This is a genomic window from Selenomonas sputigena ATCC 35185, from assembly GCF_000208405.1.
Taxonomy (GTDB): Bacteria; Bacillota; Negativicutes; order Selenomonadales; family Selenomonadaceae; genus Selenomonas; species Selenomonas sputigena.
In genome coordinates, this window is the sequence record NC_015437.1 from 2,008,286 (window position 1) to 2,024,846 (window position 16,561).

11 protein-coding genes and 1 riboswitch are annotated in these 16,561 nt (G+C 55.3%); of the genes, 2 read left to right on the forward strand and 9 right to left on the reverse strand.

The genetic code is table 11. The features are described 5' to 3' along the window. Positions 1-20: 20 nt before the first annotated feature. From ftsL to SELSP_RS09250, 6 genes are all read right to left on the reverse strand, one after another. Positions 21-392: a cell division protein FtsL gene (gene ftsL, locus SELSP_RS09230; protein ID WP_006191060.1), complete on the reverse strand. Its 372-nt coding sequence runs from the start codon at positions 390-392 to the stop codon at positions 21-23. An 86-nt stretch (positions 393-478) separates the two neighbouring features. After that, positions 479-1,414, reverse strand: a complete 936-nt coding sequence (rsmH, locus tag SELSP_RS09235) for a 16S rRNA (cytosine(1402)-N(4))-methyltransferase RsmH (RefSeq protein ID WP_006191059.1) — start codon at positions 1,412-1,414, stop codon at positions 479-481. A gap of 9 nt (positions 1,415-1,423) precedes the next feature. Continuing rightward, entirely contained in the window at positions 1,424-1,855 is a 432-nt protein-coding gene (mraZ, locus tag SELSP_RS09240; protein ID WP_006191057.1) for a division/cell wall cluster transcriptional repressor MraZ, read from the reverse strand. Between the two features lie 65 nt (positions 1,856-1,920). Continuing rightward, positions 1,921-2,064, reverse strand: a complete 144-nt coding sequence (locus tag SELSP_RS12190; RefSeq protein ID WP_006191056.1) for a hypothetical protein — start codon at positions 2,062-2,064, stop codon at positions 1,921-1,923. Between the two features lie 37 nt (positions 2,065-2,101). Further along, entirely contained in the window at positions 2,102-2,908 is an 807-nt protein-coding gene (locus tag SELSP_RS09245; RefSeq protein WP_006191055.1) for a polysaccharide deacetylase family protein, read from the reverse strand. 12 nt (positions 2,909-2,920) lie between these two features. Further along, on the reverse strand, positions 2,921-4,444 hold the full coding sequence (locus SELSP_RS09250) for a flotillin family protein (protein ID WP_006191054.1): 1,524 nt from the start codon (positions 4,442-4,444) through the stop codon (positions 2,921-2,923). Positions 4,445-4,792: 348 nt separating this feature from the next. Here SELSP_RS09250 and SELSP_RS09255 point away from each other — a divergent pair, with 348 nt between their 5' ends. Together SELSP_RS09255 and SELSP_RS09260 are read left to right on the forward strand one after the other, a co-directional pair. Then, positions 4,793-5,377 carry a chromate transporter gene (locus SELSP_RS09255; protein WP_006191050.1) on the forward strand — a complete coding sequence of 195 codons (585 nt, stop codon included), beginning with the start codon at positions 4,793-4,795 and terminating at the stop codon, positions 5,375-5,377. 12 nt (positions 5,378-5,389) lie between these two features. Beyond that, entirely contained in the window at positions 5,390-5,962 is a 573-nt protein-coding gene (locus SELSP_RS09260; RefSeq protein WP_006191048.1) for a chromate transporter, read from the forward strand. A gap of 67 nt (positions 5,963-6,029) precedes the next feature. Here the strand turns inward: SELSP_RS09260 and SELSP_RS09265 are convergent, their stop codons facing one another. From SELSP_RS09265 to SELSP_RS09275, 3 genes are all read right to left on the reverse strand, one after another. Then, positions 6,030-6,548: a hypothetical protein gene (locus SELSP_RS09265; protein ID WP_006191045.1), complete on the reverse strand. Its 519-nt coding sequence runs from the start codon at positions 6,546-6,548 to the stop codon at positions 6,030-6,032. Between the two features lie 96 nt (positions 6,549-6,644). Further along, a complete protein-coding gene (locus tag SELSP_RS09270) occupies positions 6,645-13,934 on the reverse strand; it encodes an autotransporter outer membrane beta-barrel domain-containing protein (protein WP_006191044.1) in 7,290 nt (2,429 codons plus the stop codon). A gap of 296 nt (positions 13,935-14,230) precedes the next feature. Beyond that, positions 14,231-14,385: riboswitch (cobalamin riboswitch) on the reverse strand. A gap of 160 nt (positions 14,386-14,545) precedes the next feature. Beyond that, positions 14,546-16,480 carry a TonB-dependent receptor plug domain-containing protein gene (locus SELSP_RS09275; protein WP_006191039.1) on the reverse strand — a complete coding sequence of 645 codons (1,935 nt, stop codon included), beginning with the start codon at positions 16,478-16,480 and terminating at the stop codon, positions 14,546-14,548. Positions 16,481-16,561 lie beyond the last annotated feature (81 nt).

Sequence of the window (16,561 nt, forward strand, 5' to 3'; positions counted from 1 at the left end):
CTCCATGAAATTTATCGGACCTATTCCTTCGCACCTGTCGCAAAGTAGACCGTCTTCGGCGTGCTCATGCCGAGCTTTTCCGTCGCGATGCGGCGCACGCGCTCGGGCGATTTCATCTGTGCGATCTCAATCTTCAGATGCTCATTTTCCTTTTCGAGCGTTTCCGCCTGCTGCTGAATCTTCACGAGATCGTAGCCGCGGCTCGCCGTGATGCCGCTTCGGATCGTCACCGCCATCGCCATGATAGAGACCAGCGCGAGCAGCAAGAAGCAGCGGGAGCGCAGATGCGTGTTGAGTGTCGGCCGCCTCTTAGGAGGCGGCGCGGGCTTCTCGATCCGCTGCGGCTGCAGCTCCTCCTCATAATACTCATACTCCCTTTGTCTTGCGAGCATCTGTCGATCCCTCCTTGACAGCGGTGCTGCCGCTTCCTGCGGCCTCCGCCTGCTTCCTCATCCGCCCTCCGCCGAAGAGCGGCTTCCTATAATTTCTCAGCCACGCGCAATTTCGCGCTCTTGGCGCGTGGATTTTCTGCAGCTTCTGCAGCGCTCGGCTTCTGCGCCTTGCCCAAGAGCCTGACCTTGGGCTCGTGACCGCAAACGCAGACGGGAAGCCCGGGCGGGCAGATACAGCCGCGTGCGAGTTCCTTGAGCGCCTGCTTGACGATGCGGTCTTCGAGCGAGTGAAACGTGAGGACGGCGATCCTGCCGCCGGGCGCTAGCGCGTGCACCGCATTCTCGACGCTCGCCTGCAGGATGCCGAGTTCGTCGTTCACCTCGATGCGGATCGCCTGGAAGATGCGCTTCGCCGGATGGCCGCCCGCCGCACGGCGCACGCCCTTGGGCACGGCGCGGCAGACGATGTCAACGAGTTCGCCCGTCGTCTCGATGGGCTTTTCCTGCCGCGCCGCTACGATGAATTCGGCGATGCGCTTCGCCCAGCGCTCCTCGCCGTAGTCGCGGAATATGTGCCAAAGCTCCGCCTCGTCATATTCGTTGACGACCTCGTGCGCCGAGAGGAGGCGCGACGTGTCCATGCGCATGTCGAGCGGCGCGTCCTGCATGTAGGAAAAGCCGCGCTCTGCCGTATCGATCTGATGCGACGACACGCCGAGGTCGAAGAGCACGCCGTCGACAGAGGTGACGCCGAGACTTTGCAGAACCGAGTCGAGCGCACGGAAATTCGAGCGCACGACATCGACGCGGCACGAGACGTTGGCAAGACGCTCCTTCGCCGCGCGGATTGCCGCCTCGTCCTGGTCAAGTCCGATGAGCCGTCCTGCGGGAGAGAGCCTGTCAGCGATGCGCCGCGCGTGACCCGCACCGCCCAGCGTACAGTCGATGTAAGTGCCCGCAGGCTTCACGGCGAGAGCCGCCAGAGTCTCCTCCGGCATCACGCTCGTATGGCGAAACTCCATGCACTCACCTCAAATCCCGAGATCCGTCAGCGTCTCCGCGATCTTCGTGACCATCGGATTCACCTCGGCGTTGTAAGCATCCCAAGCCGTGCGGCTCCAGATTTCGGCGCGCGTCATGACGCCGTTCAGGACGACGTCCTTCTTGAGACTCGCATAGGCGCGCAGGTTCGCGGGCACGAGGAAACGTCCCTGCCTGTCCAATTCCAGCTTGCGTGCACCCGCAAAGAAGAAGCGGGCAAAGGCGCGAGCCTCGGGCTTCGACATAGGCAGCGCCTTGAGCTTCGCCGACAGCCGCTCCCATTCCTCCTCGCCGTAGAGAAAGAGGCAGCTGTCAAGCCCCTTCGTGATGACAAACGAGCCGCCGAGTTCCGGGCGAAAATCCACGGGCAGGATCACGCGCCCCTTCGCGTCGATCGTATGCGTGTATTCGCCCATCAACATCTCGCTTGCCACCTCCTCTGCCAGTGCTCTCTATATTAAACCACATTTCCCCACTTTTCGCCACTTCATTGTCTAGGTTTAATTCTTTCTTTCCCGTCTTTTTCCTGCCTCTCGCTTTCATTTTTTTCCTCCTGCGCCCCTTTTGGCGTAAAAAATAAAGAAAAAGCACCCCCTTCGCCAAAGGCAAGGGACTGCTTTCCCACAAACATATTTTCTTTTTGAGACAGAAAGAAGCCGCGCTTTTCCCTACCGCTTCTGCCAGCCGAAATTCTCGAAAATCGGCAAGTAGCGCAGTCGCTTCTGAAACGATCCTTCCGTGTTTTCCGTATGGAAGATCGGCACGCGGTCGATCGCGTAGAGATTGCTCGCGCGATCCGCGTTGCCGTAGCGCACGGTGAACGCCATCTTGTAGCCCGCTTCCTTCACGAGATTCGCGATGTGCAGGTTGTACGCGCCCCCCGGGTAGGCGAAGCATGTGACCGTCTTGCCGAGCTTCTCCTCGATCATGCGCTTCGAGGCGGAAAGCTCCTCCTTGACCTCGTCATCTGTGAGACTCGTCAAAGCGCGGTGCGTCATCGTGTGCCCCTCGATGGAAAAGCCGTGCTGCTCCATCTCGCGCAGCTGCTCCCACGTCAGATAGCCCTTCTTCTTTCCCACCATCTCCGTGACGACGAGGATCGTCGCCTTAAAACCGTATTTCTTGAGAATCGGATACGCCTTCTCATAGTTGTCGATATAACCGTCGTCAAATGTGATCATCACGGGCTTTTCGGGCAAATCGCCCGCTCCCGTCAATGCGCCGTAAAGCTCTTCGGGCGTGATCGACTGGAAGCCGTTCTTCTTGAGCCACGCCATCTGACGCTCAAAGTCCTTCGGCGCGACGGCGAGCGAATGATCCATGTCGTTGACCATGTGATAGTTCAGGATGCGCACCTTCGCCCCCTGCTCGACTTCCTGCGCGATACGCGCGTCAATATCCCCCGTACCCGCCGCCAGAAGCAGCGCAAAGAACAGCACGAAGAGCGGCAGAAACCGCCGCAGAAATTTTGTCATCTCTCTCCTCCCTCAGTCGCGAATCGCATTGGCAATCGTCGCCGCCTTGACGGCAGCCGCCTTTATGGCCTCAGCATCCGCCCCCGTGACGTTGACATTCTTCGTGACCTTCGCCTCGTAGCTCTCGCCGCGCACGATGTCCGCGAGGTCGATGCCCGTCGCCGCCTTGACCGTCTGAAACGTCTTCGCCATGACGAGCGGCACATTGTCTGCCATCGGCTCGACCGCAGAGGCGCTGCTGCCGCCGATGATGGATACATTGCCGATGCGCTCAAGCGGCTTTGCCACTTCCGAAGCGATCTGCGGCAGAATCTCAACGATCATCTGCGCCATAGCCGCCTTGCCGTATTTCTTCAGCGCTTCTGCCTTGCGATCCATCGCAGCGGCTTCCGCCTCGCCTTTCGCCTGGATTGCGGCAGCTTCAGCCTCGCCCTGCGCCTTGATTCCTGCCGCTTCCTGCTCTGCCGCATAGCGCGAGGCCTCCGCCTCAGCCTTCTTCGCCTCCGCCTTGCGCTGCGTTTCGTAGAGCGCGGCTTCCGCCTCACGCTGACGCTTGGCAAGATCGGCCGCCGCCTTCTGCTCGACGGCATACTTCTCTGCATCCGCCTGCTTCTGAATCTGCGCCGCAAGCTCCTGCTCACGCACGGACACCTGCTGCTTCTTCAGCTCCTGCTCACGCTCCGCCTTCGCGATCTGCGCGTTGACCGTAGCGGCCTGAACGGATTTCTGCTGCTCCTGCGCCTGAATTTCGTAGGCTGCATCCGCCTCCGCGCGCTTGATATCGGAGGCTCTCTTAAGCTCGGCCTGTCGGATTGCAAGGTCGGTTTGCCGCTGGGCAATCTCAAGGTCCGCCTCGACCTGCGCATCGTTCGCTTCCTTTTGCGCCTGTGCCTTTGCTACCGCAACATCGCGCTCCGCCTCGGCGCGCGAGATAGCTGCGCGTTTCTTGATGCGCGCCGTGTTGTCCGCACCGAGGTCGACGATGAGACCGTTATTGTCCGTGACATTTTGAATGTTGCAGGAAATGATCTCGATGCCGAGCTTCTTCATATCCTGCGCCGCCTTATTGACCACTTGATCAGAGAAACTGTCACGATCCGTATTGATGGCTTCTAACGTCAACGTGCCGATGATCTCGCGCATGTTGCCCTCAAGGGAATCCTGCAGATCCTTCGCGATCTGTTCCCCCGTGAAGTTCAGGAAGTTCCGCGCTGCAAGCTGCACGCTTTCCTCATCGCGTCCAACCATGACCTTGGCAACAGCATCGACATTCACATTGATGTAATCATTCGTCGGCACGGGTGTCTCCGTCTTGATGTCCACAGAAATCTGCCCGAGAAAAAGCTTGTCCATGCGCTCAAAGAAAGGGATGCGCGCTCCGCCCCGCCCGATGAGGATGCGCGGGCGCTTCTTGATGCCGGAAATAATGAGTGCCGTCGACGGCGAAGCCTTTACATAGCCGCCCACTAAAATCGCCAAGAGCACGACGACCAGCACAACGGTGCCAACAATTCCTCCGATAAATAAGATTCCCATACACTTCGCGACGCATCGCACAGGCAAGGCGCCGCTTTCACCTCCTTAAAAGCACGAAGAAAAAGACCTAGGAGGGAACGAACAATGTCTTTCCCGCCCTTTTGTTTATTGTACCATGAAAATCTAAGAGGTCAAACTGGAAAGGAACTCTCCTCCATGCATTCTGCGCCTGGTAAATTCTAAGAAATATCCTCATGCCTCACAGAAGCCTCACCGATGCGTCTGCGCCTTCGGCTTGACTTCTCGGGGCTTCGTGGTAAACTATTTCTATCACAATAGGAATCGTCGACTGTACCTATATCCTCGTGCCCTACAAAAGTCTGGCCAGTCCGAAAAGGAGCAATCCCAATGAAGCAGACAGAAGTTCCTGCATCGCCTCGCGATGCCAAGCATTTTTACTGGAAGCTCTTTTCTTCCACCTTCGTCATCAGCGCCGTCACCATCGGTGGCGGTTTCGTCATCATCCCGCTGTTGAAGGCGAAATACGTCGATGAATACGGCTGGATTGACGACAAGGAGGCTCTCGACATGGTCGCCATCGCGCAGTCCATGCCGGGCATCGTCGCCGTCAACGCCTGCATCATCCTCGGCTACCGCATGGCGGGGCTCGCAGGCTCCTTGACAGCGCTCCTCGCGACGGTTCTGCCGCCCCTCATCACGCTTTCTGTCATCGCTCGCTGCTACGATGCCTTTGCCAGCAATCCGACGGTGCAGCTCGCCTTGAAAGGCATGCAGTGCGGCGCGACAGCTCTCATCCTGAAGGTCGCCATCGACCTCTTCATCAAGCAGGCGAAGACGCGCCTCCTGCTGCCCATGGCGATCGTCCTCGCTACCTTCGTCGCCAACGTGTTCTTCGACGTCAACATCATGCTGCTTGTCATCATCGACGGCATCATCGGCCTCGTCCTCATGCAGGACAGGAAATTCGGCTGAGGGGGCGCGATCATGATATATCTTCAGCTCTTCTTCGAGTTTGCCAAGGTCAGCATCTTCTGTGTCGGCGGCGGCTACGCTTCCATGCCGCTCATCCAAGCCGCCGTCGTCGATGAGCGCGGCTGGCTGACACTCGCGCAGTTCATCGACATCTTCACGATCTCACAGATGACTCCCGGTCCCATCGGCATCAACGCCGCAACCTTCGCAGGCATGACAGTCGCGGGCACCTGGGGCGCCGTCGCTGCGACAGCGGGCTTCGCCTTCCCGTCGCTAATCCTCGGTATTGCACTCGCCAAACTCTTCTTCAAGTATGGTGACATCGGCTCAATCCGCGGCATCTTGAACGGTCTGCGCCCCGCCGTCATCGCTCTCATTTGCGGCGCGGCGATCGACTTCATCCTGCTCGCCGTCTGGAACACGGAAAGCCTTCCCACAAGCTTCGATGCGACCGAATGGAGCAGCATCGTCATCATCGCTTTCGCCCTGATCGCCATGCACTACAAATATGGCGTCATCACGATTCTTGCTGCCTCCGGCGTGCTCGGCGTGCTCTTTGGCATATTGAAGAACGGCGGCATGTAAACGCAAAACAAAGAGGAGCATCTGCAGGGATTTTCCCGCGCAGATGCTCCTTTTTATATCGTTTGATTCAGTCCTTCTTCTCTGCCTCACCGCCTTCCCACAGATGTTTCATGATGTCGGGATAGAGCGCTTCCAGATGGCCTTGGATCTGGTTCACCAAGGCAACGATCAGGGACGGGTCGAACTGCTCTACCCCCGATGGGATGCAGCAGGTCAGCAGGAGATTGCCCGCTTCGTCACTGTTGTACTTTAACATGCGATACTCATTGTTCAGATTGTCCAAGTACGCTGCAAGGCCCGGTTTCTCCTTCGCCGCAGCGATACGTGCGGCGACTTCAATCTGAATCAACGTATAGACACTGTCATCCACGAGGATCATGAAAGGCAGATCCTGCCCCCTAAGCGGCAGATTGCTGCGAAAAACATGTGAATGAACAGCATCCTCCGCCTTGTGCATCTCAATGCCCGAAATCTTCTCCTGTACCAAATAGGCTTGGAGCTTTGCTGCTTTTTCCTTCGCAACCATGCTTTCCGCCGCCGCGTCCTTCTTCATATCTTTCTTTTCTTCTGCTTTTTTCTCACTCATACGAGGTCCTCCCTAACCAAAAATCAATGTTTGCAGATACGGCAGCGGGTGCAAAACGTCCCGCCGCCTGCCTGCTTTTTCATCCTTTCTATTTCCTTAGAAACTCCAGCGAAGGCCTGCGTCGACGCGCCAATCAGTCTTGATGTCGCCGCCGAATGTCTTTTCAAATGTGCCATAGAGGCTCGTTTTGTCACTGAGCTTCATCGTGCCGCCGAGCTGGAGACCAAGCCATGTATCCTTTCCTTCTTGATGCGTCGTTTTCCACGGATTCGTCCCGTCAGAGTAATCCGTCGAGAGATCGCCCGCGAATTCATGATAGAGCGACGCTTTGAGGAACCATGTGCTGCTCTTCGTTTCTTGACCGAAGCCAAGACCAATGCGCCCGACGAAGCTGTTCATCGCGCCTTGGCGTACATACATCTTCTGTCCGGCATAGTCCGTATCACCCGTGTAGTTGACACCGTTCAGATGGCTGTAGATCAGCTCGATCTGCGGCTCGACGAAACTGCCGCCATTCAGGTTGATACGTCTGCCGTACTCTGCCGAGAGTGAACCGCCCCAGGTGTGGAAGTCGCCCTTGACATAGTGATTGAAGTCGTTGTAGACCGTGTACTCATTAGAGAGTCTGCCGATCTTTGCAATGAGATCGACATATTCGCCGTTCTTGCCCGACCATGTGCCATAAATGCCGAGGTTGCCTTCCTTGTTTTCGCCATTGCCTTTTGCAAAGGAAGATGTTCCCTTCATGTAGCTTCCAGCAACGCCGACACGCCAGTCGTCTCCAACCTTCTTGTCGTAACCGACCTGGATCGTCGTGTAGTTCATCTCGAAGTTCGTCTTGTCCTTGTCGCTCGACGACTTGCCGCGGTAGACACGCGCCCAAACGCCCTCATCTTCTGGCGAAAGTCTGAGATCGCCCATGCGCTTCATAAGGTCGTTCGCCTCGGCACGCCACGCCATCGTCGATGCCGTCATCGCCGACTTGACGCCGCTCATGAGTTTCGTCTCGTAGTCGCCATACTCAATTTTCGGCTTCGGCTGCGGTTTCGGCTCTGGCTTCGGCTGCGGCTCTGGCTTCGGCTGCGGCTTCGGCTGTGGCTGTGGCTGCGGCTCTGGCTTCGGCTGCGGCTCTGGCTTCGGCTGTGGCTGTGGCTGTGGCTGCGGCTGCGGCTCTGGCTGTGGCTGCGGCTCTGGCTTCGGCTGTGGCTGCGGAGCCTTTACCGAACCTTGACCGCTCGCTTCCGACCAATCCATATTTGCCTTTTTCAGCGTCTTGGATGAGGCGACCAGACCTTCAGAGATCATCGCCTCGCCTTTGAGATTCCTCTCCCCCGTCTTATATCCGTCGTAGTAGAGCTTTCCTGCGAGTGCATTGAGCGTCTTGTAGACTTGCGTCTCGTCCGTCAACGTAAGACCGTTGCTGTCCGTCACCATCGTGACCGAAGAATTCTCCGCCGCTTTCTTGATATGCACATCGCCCGCCTTATAGTGCTCGGCTTTCGTGCCGTCGCCTTCATGCTGATAGACGAGCTGCATATTGCCGGAGTAGTTGTCAATCGTGATCTTGTGCGGATCGTTCTGCTTCAAGATGCCCTTGTCTGCCTGCAGACGAGTGACGCGGCTATCCATAGCAATGCCCTTTTCTCTAGAGCCGGTTTCCTTCTTGTGATGATAGCCAGTGCCGACCTGCTTATGTTCCCATATTGCACCGTTGGCGAGCAGCATGGAAACATTGCCGGGGTTGTAGCGCCATTTCTGCGTCTGCTTGTCAATCCCATTGATGTCAGTCGATACCATTCCCTTGAAGAAGGAATTCTTATTATTCAATCCCAAGACGATATGACCATCGCCCTCCGAGCTGATATCGCCCGTAATCTGTACAGGACGCGTATTCGAAGTCGCGACCACATTGCCATTCCCATCAAACTTAGAATTGACGAATACTGTGCCACGGTCATAAGCAGCGATGGACGCGACATCAGTACCCTTGATAATGCCGCCGCCGATGGAGATTCTCGCACCATGCGACTCAATCGCACGCCACATCGTCGAGTCGATGTCCACGAGTCCCTTGATATCGACCTCCGCGCTGCCCATATTCTTGCGAGCTTCGATCGCACCGAAATCCTCACCTGTATTCTTCACGCGGATTTTGACGGCATTTTCCATCTTGTCGTCGTTCTCAATCACAAGCTTTGCTTTTCCATGACCGCTCATGTGTCCCGGACCGCCCGGATAACCCATGACGAAGATGCCGCGTCCGTAGAGACTGCCCTTCGGATCCGACTCGATATTCATGCCCTTGACATTCTTGATCGTAAGCGTGCCGCTGTAGACGGTGATGGCATTCGGCGTGCGCTCCCAGCCTGCCTGCGGGCCTTCGTTCGGCAGAAGGCCATGACCGCCGGGACCTGCCTTGATGTCGAGGCGATGCCCCGTCATATCAATCGAACCTTCAACGTCGCCGTTCCAATAGATCGTCCCGAACTTATTGTCCCTCGCCGAAGTGACGGGCTTATCCGCCGCCTTTACCTCAAGCTTGATGTCGCGATGGAAGGTATAGTTCCCCTTGCCGTCGTAAACGCCCTTGCCTTTCCAATATGCCTTGGTATCGTTCGTATCGAAATTGCCTTCGGCAATTTGCTTCTTAATCGTTTCACCCGTCAAAGGAGTTGTATCTTTGGGCTTTACATGAGCGCGCCCGTTTGACAGCCAGTAGTCGAGATCCATCTGCTGCGAAACGGCAGATCCCGTCAGCCCTTCAGCGATCATCGCCTTGCCCTTGAGATTGCGCTCACCATTGACGTAACCATCGTAATACAGCTTGCCTGCAAGCGCATTGAGCGTCTTGCGCACCGCAGTCTCATCGCCGAGATTGACACCGTTGCTGTCCGTCACCATCGTGACCGAAGAGTTCGCGGCAGCATGCTTGATATGTGTATCGCCGTAGAACTTGTTGGGATCTTTATGGGCCGGATCGCTGCCATAGTCCTCCGTCTGCGTGCCGTCATTGACATGCTTGTAGTAGAGTCGTGCACTGCCGGAGAAATTATCAAACGTAAGCGGCTTATAGTCGTTGCGGTCAATGCCGGTATTCAGACCGTGGAAATTCTTGTAGTTCCCATTCTCTATGGTATCATTCGTATACCCCTGGCCACTGTCCGAACGGAAGGATATATCTGCCAGCCGCTTCGAAATTGACGATGCCGTCAGTCCCTCAGCAATCATCGCCTTGCCCTTGAGGTTTCGCAGACCGGATCTTGCACCATCATAATAGAGCTTGCCTGCGAGTGCATCCAGCACGCTTCGGACTTGCGCTTCGTCCGATGTTGTGATGTTCTTGCTGTCCGTGACCATCGTGACCTCGGAGCCTTGCTTTGCCGCCGCAATCTTGACATCGCCCGCTTTGTAGTCCGCTGCTTTCGAACCGTCGTTCTCATGCTCGTACATCACCTTCATATTGCCGCGGAAGTCGTCGATGAGGATGTTGCGCTTGTCCTTCTGGCGGATGATGCCGCCGTCGGCATTAAGGCGGCTGACACGGCTGTCGCCCAGCTCCGCCGTACCATTCTTATCCCTGCCCGTGCCGAACTTCGTATGTTCCCACGTACCACCGTTCTTGAGAACGAGATAGCCATTGCCCGACGCCAATTCCCAATTATTCTGTGGCCATGTGTACATATCGGTAGTAAAGAGTCCCTTGAGGATGGAATTCTTCGTCGTCAGACCGATATAAGCGGAGGCAGATCCTGCTTTCACCTGTATATCGCCCTCAATCTGCACATCGCGATTCTCGTGCATGGGGACGACGTTACCTTCACCATCCATCGTCGCATTGATCTTTGCCGTACCGGGCGAGTTTACATAAAGCGCCGCATCACCCTTCGAGACGATTCTGCCGCCGCCGATGGTGAGCGTGCCTCCATCGACGACCACGCCTTTCGGTGCATCAATATCGACCATGCCGTCGATTTCCAACCGCGCAGCGCCGTTGTAGCTTTCGAGATAGATGCCCTTGTCCTTAGACATAATTTTCACGGCATGATCTGCATCTGCCTGATTCTTGATATAGAGGTTCGCATTCCCCTTCCTCTGATCACCTACCAGATGGATGCCGTTGTTGTGCGCCTGAATCGTCGTCTTGCCGAGCGACTTCAGCTCAAGCGTACCACCGTTCACCAGAATGCCGGTGGACTCGTCGCCGCGACGCTCTCCCGATTGCGTACGGACATTGCCGACTCCGGTATCAATATTCAGCGCATGCCCATTCATATGGATACTGCCGTTCTTTCCTTTGCCCCACAAGATACCACCGAAATCATAGCGGCTGTACTCGTTCAGCGCCTTGACGGGATTGTCGCTGAGCTTGGGAGAAAATGCAGCGTCGTTGCTGAAGCTGTAGGTCGAGCCGCTGCGAACGCCCTTCTTGTCCCAATACTTCTGCTCACGGACTGCACCTTTCCAGTCGCCCTCCGCAATCTGACGTCCTTCGCCGATATCTTCCTTGACGCTTCCCTGTCCATTTGCTTTGAAGGTGATATCCTCCAACTTCTTCGACGCCGATGAAGCAGTCAGTCCTTCGGCGATCATTGCCTTGCCCTTGAGATGGCGCTCGGTAGCGGCAGCATCGTAGTAGAGCTTGCCCGCAAGCGCGTTCAGCGTCTTATGGACCGCAGCATCGTCCGACAGATTCACACGATCAGCATCTGTGGCGACCGTGATTTCAGCATTTTCCGCCGCACTCTTGATATGCGTGTCGCCCGCTTTGTAATGGGCGGTGTCCGTGCCGTCGCTTTCATGCTTATAGAACAGCTTTGCTTTGCCTTCGAACTTGTCAATGGTGAGATCCTGCGTATCATTCTGGTGAATCGCGCCGCCGTCCGACTTCAAATGTGTCAAATGACTCCTGCCAATCGTATCGCCGCCGATACCGACCGACTGATTATCCCAACGCGCACCATTTGCCAGCAGAAGACGAGTACTCCCGCTGCCCGAGCTGCCAATCTTTCCCTTGATGTAGGACTGTTCCGTATTGAGCGCTGCACCGAAGACGCCGCCATTGCCCTCAAGCAACACGTTGCCTTCGACCTTGACATCGCGCTCCGTCGAAGCAGCGTCAACGCCGTCACCGGCGCTTCTCGCATTGATGAATACCTTGCCTTGCCTCGTGATATGCACGGCTTTCGCATTCGCTCCGGCCATCATGCGTCCGCCGCCGATACGGATTTCGCCGTCATTCGAGGCATAGAGAAGATTTTCCTTATCCTGCTCGATATCGACAAGCCCCTTGATGTCGACGAGGGCGCTTCTCGATGATGCACCTTTTGCCGTGATGGCGTTGCCTTTTTCCCCGCTCGATGTATTGCGAATCTTAACTGCATGCGGTGCTGTATCGTCGTTTTCTATGACGATACGGCCATCTCTGCGACTGGTTGCCATGGCATAGATGCCGTGTTCTGAGCGCTTGCTGCCCGTAATATTGATATCGATGCCGCCCGCACGCTTGATTTCCAGATTTCCGGCAGTCGCCACGATACCGCTCGCATATCTTTCATCCGAGTCCGCCGTACTGTTCAGCGTCAGCCTATGAGCCTTCATATCGACAGTGACAGGCCCTTCAGGAGCCTCCTCATCAACCACGATACCGCCCGTATAATATCGCTGCGCAGGGATCACCTTGTTGTCGCTCGCCTTCGTGCGAATGATGACGTCCTTGTCAAAGGTATAGTGCCCGTTGTCATCGCCGTAGCCATCATTCTTCCACTTCTCGCTCAGATCCATGCTGTCAAAACCGACTTCTGCAATCTGCTGCGTCGTATCCAGCACGGCAGAAGCGGGCGGCGTAGATGGCTGTCCAGGCGTCGTGCCTGGCGGCGTAACAGGCGGCAAGGGAGCAGCGGGCGTACCGTCCGTGCTGCCTTGCCCAGTCGTCGCAGAGAACTTCATGCGCTCGACCTTGACTTCTGCCGAAGATGCCGTCAAGCCTTCCGCGAGCATTGCCCGACCCGTGAGATGGTCTTCCCCGCTCTTTGCTGCATCGTAGTAGAGCTTACCTGCGAGTGCGTTGAGCGTTTTATGAATCTGTTCTTCATTCGCTGCAGGATTTGTGCGGTCCGTCACCATCGTGACGAAAGAGTTCGCCGCCGCCTTTTTGATGTGCGTATCACCTGCCGTGTAGTGCGATGTGTCTGTGCCGTCGCCGCCCGTATGACTGTAGTAGATCTTTTGCCGACCCGCATAGTCGTCAATCGTCAGCTTGCCTGCATCATTTTGGAAAATGTTTCCCTCATTGCCATTCGTGCTTGAGAGTCGGGCAAGCCGCGTGCCGCGCCCGCCGTTCATCGTATCCCACGTCGCGCCGTTCTTCAAAAAGAGCGTCGTCTTTCCCGTTGCGCCAGCTTCCGTACCGCCGAGCCATTTGGAATCCGCTCCATTAAGGCCGAGGTAGACTTCGCCGCCGTTTTCCGTATGAATGGGACCTGCCAGCTCCGTCTTTTGATCCGCAGCATCGGTGCCCGCCTCATTCACATTGAAATAGGTTTTGCTCGATCCCTTCACCCACATCAACCATTGATCGCGCGCCTTGTTGTCGGCAATCTTCAGCTTGCCGCCGCCGATGCGCAGAACGCTGTCTTTAGCAGAATTGAATTCATCACCAAACTGAATGCCGCGCTGGATCTTCGGATCGTCAATATCCACGCGACGAATATTCAGCGTATTACTCTCTCCTGTCACATGAATACCATACGTACTCGGTGATTTCACGTTCCCCAGTCCGGCTTCCGTCCAATAATGGTAGACGGCTCCCGGTTTTATCGTGAACGTGCCATCCAGATTGAGCGTCGCTTTACCCGGCGCCCAAATGCCGCGGGCAAATTCTCTGCCTGCCCAAAGCTCATTGATCTGCACATCTGCATGGATATCCGCTTTCATCGGTTTTTTTGCATATTCGTCGAACCGAATGCCGCTTGTCGCACCGCCATGCTGATCGGCATCCTTCCAGTTTCCATGGGCATTGATGGTGATGAGACGGTTTGCCGCACTGGCATTGTTCTTATCGCTATGAACAGTTAACGTTGCATTAGGGCGAATATGAAGTCCCGAGGCGCGATTATTCTCATTCTTTAGATTGCGAATATCCAGTTTGAGATCGTGCCCTGCCATATCGAGCGTAAGCGAGCTGTTCGCATAAACAGCCGATGCGCCATTCACAATATTCCACTTGATCGTATTCTTATCTGCCTTGACCTCGGTATCCGCCGTCAGCGTCGTATCTTCCTTGATCGGTCCCTGCTCTGCCGCCCACGCCGGCACTTGCCATGAGCCTGCCAGCAAGGCTGCGGCAATGCCTAAAGTCAGTTGCTTCAGACGCGCTTTTTTCCTCATATCTTTATCTCTCCTTTGTTCTGTGAAATCGCTTTCTTCAGCGACTTCTTTTCTCTGCCATGTTTCTCAGCGGCGCAGTCCGCGCCATAAATACTCTCAAACCGCTTACCGGCCTGCCAGCCTTTCTAACAGGTTCTCAGCCTTTCCAACACCATTGCCATCGCCTCCCTTGACAGCACTCCAACAAAAAAACGCGACACAAAAAGAACACATAGCCTTCCATGAAAATGAGAACTGTCAAACGACAGCCCAAACTCCTTGGCCTGCTACGCGCCATCTTGTATCGCGCAAGTGACGTGACGAAAAGAAAACAGGCGGCACTCTGACTTAGCTCATCATCCTGCCATCTCTTTGTGAGAGACGTACGATGGCAGGACTCCCCATACAGTTGCGGAACAGCTCCGGATTCACACCGGATTCCCCACACTCAGCCTTGCGGCTTCCATTTCTTGTGGTATGAAGTTGTCTTGGCTCTTGGAAAGCTCTCAAAAGCCATGCCGTAACCAGCAGAAGCGCCTCCTCTTTTCTTTTATAACCTATACGCATTTATCATATCATAAATCAAACAATATGAATAGCCGTAAGGTATATGTTTAATTATTTTTTAATATTTAGAAGCTATGCTCCACGCCGACGACAAAGCTGCGTCCCGGAGCCGTCCACCACTGACCGGCTCCACCGTAGTTCACATTGGAACGCTCAGCATAGAACTTATCGAAGAGATTGTTGACCTTGAGATAGACCTTCGTCGTTTCCATGATCTTATAGTTCATGCCGAAATCGCAGACCCAGTACGACGTCTCCGGGAAAGCGTTGTCCACGGGACCCGGACGGTCAATCATGGCGCGTGCCATCAAGGATGCGTCGAATCTCCGATTCTTGTAATCCACACCGATATTCCACTGATGCGTCGGCAAATAACCATCAACATTTGCTTTGCGCTGTTCGGTCTTACCAACATGCGTGTTCGTATAGCCAAGGCGTGCACTCACATGTGAGTCAAAGCGCTTCGCAAGCTGCAGATCCCAGCCATGTGCATCCTCATCGCCAACGTTGATATTCTGATATGTCACGGGATGAAAGCCGATACGATCCTTGGAATGACGCCAATAGTAGTGCGCTGCAACATTCAGTCCTTTGCCAAAATCATGCGCAATACCGATCTCCCGCGTATCGCCGGACTCGGGCTTGAGGTTCGGATTGCCATATGTCGGCGCATAGAGCTGATTCGGCGTCGGGGTCAGGAAATACTCGGTATAAGCTACATAGGCATGAGTTCTAGGCGTAATATCATAGCCAAGGCTCACGCTCGGGCTTGTATGGCTGCCGAAAGCCGAATTGCTGTCGTAGCGAATGCCGCCGATGAGCTTGAGTGCAGGCGTGATGTTCCACTGATCTTGCAGATAGACGGAACGATTCACGAGGGATCTCCCGTCAATACTCACTATTCCTCCGTTCCAAATCGACGTATCGTCATACGTGAAATCCACACCGGTCGTCAGGAGATGATCGCCGAAGCGCTTATCATACTGGTCACTGAGCTTCCAGCTGTAGACGTCCATCTCGTAGCTCGATCCTAGCGGCGTCCACATGTTATGGTAAAAGAGATTATAATTATAGCGGCTGCGGGAAAGGACCATCTGATTCTTCGAGGTATCGTCAATCTTCGCATTCCAGATCAAGTCTACATCAAAATGATCGTAGCGTCCTCGATTCTGCTTCAATCCCTGCTGCTTTTCATACAGCGCTTGATAGCGGTCTCCATCCTTGTAACTGCGCAGGTTGAGCACAAGGTACGAAGCCTTGCTGAGATCTTTGCCGAGGTGTATGTTGACGGAATCAGCGTCGAGTCCTGAAGGAACTTCATTGCCATGCCCATCTTTGAAGTCGTTGCTCTTGTCCTTCTGATACTTGAGCCGCCAATCAAGACCGTTCTCGCTGCCCTCGTAAGCAACACTGTAGAGCTGCTTGCCGAAGCTGCCATAAGCCGCCTCAACCGTCGCTTTCGCGTTCTTCGCCTTCTTCGTGATGATGTTGATGACGCCGCCCTTAGCATCCGAGCCGTAAAGCGTCGATGCCGAGCCGCGCAGCACCTCGATGCGGTCAATACCGCTGAGATCCTTCATCGCTGATGTCAGTGACGCCGCAAAGCCACCTGCATAATTCTGCTTCACACCATCAATGAGAACAACAACATCCTCCGAGCCATTGATATAGAACTTTGTGCTGTTATTATACCCTGCCGGCGCATACTGATTGACCGTAACGCCCGGGACATCGCGCAGAGCCTGCGTCAGATCCGTATAGTGGCGCTTTTCGAGATCCTTTCCCGTGATGACCGTGATATTTGCATTCGCCTTGAGCTCCTGTACCGGCGTGCGCGTCGCCGTGACGACCGTCTCGTCGAGCGAATGCTCCGATACGGCATCCTGCGTCGACTCCGCTTCTGCGGCAAACACTTGCCCCCCCGCAGGATACAAAGCAGCGAACGTAAGCGCCGCCGCCACCGTCGCGCCGAGTTTCTTCCTCGACCCTGTTCTTCCCATTTCAATCTCCTCCTAAAATTCTGCCCACAGACAAATTTATATTCAGCCGCCGCCCTTGCTTTATCGACGGATAAATACCGA

Bases quoted from the DNA above. Each gene is read 5' to 3' on its own strand.
- ftsL (WP_006191060.1), bottom strand. From the start codon at position 392: ATGCTCGCAAGACAAAGGGAGTATGAGTATTATGAGGAGGAGCTGCAG.
- rsmH (WP_006191059.1), bottom strand. From the start codon at position 1,414: ATGGAGTTTCGCCATACGAGCGTGATGCCGGAGGAGACTCTGGCGGCT.
- mraZ (WP_006191057.1), bottom strand. From the start codon at position 1,855: ATGTTGATGGGCGAATACACGCATACGATCGACGCGAAGGGGCGCGTG.
- SELSP_RS12190 (WP_006191056.1), bottom strand. From the start codon at position 2,064: ATGTTTGTGGGAAAGCAGTCCCTTGCCTTTGGCGAAGGGGGTGCTTTT.
- SELSP_RS09245 (WP_006191055.1), bottom strand. From the start codon at position 2,908: ATGACAAAATTTCTGCGGCGGTTTCTGCCGCTCTTCGTGCTGTTCTTT.
- SELSP_RS09250 (WP_006191054.1), bottom strand. From the start codon at position 4,444: ATGGGAATCTTATTTATCGGAGGAATTGTTGGCACCGTTGTGCTGGTC.
- SELSP_RS09255 (WP_006191050.1), top strand. From the start codon at position 4,793: ATGAAGCAGACAGAAGTTCCTGCATCGCCTCGCGATGCCAAGCATTTT.
- SELSP_RS09260 (WP_006191048.1), top strand. From the start codon at position 5,390: ATGATATATCTTCAGCTCTTCTTCGAGTTTGCCAAGGTCAGCATCTTC.
- SELSP_RS09265 (WP_006191045.1), bottom strand. From the start codon at position 6,548: ATGAGTGAGAAAAAAGCAGAAGAAAAGAAAGATATGAAGAAGGACGCG.
- SELSP_RS09270 (WP_006191044.1), bottom strand. From the start codon at position 13,934: ATGAGGAAAAAAGCGCGTCTGAAGCAACTGACTTTAGGCATTGCCGCA.
- SELSP_RS09275 (WP_006191039.1), bottom strand. From the start codon at position 16,480: ATGGGAAGAACAGGGTCGAGGAAGAAACTCGGCGCGACGGTGGCGGCG.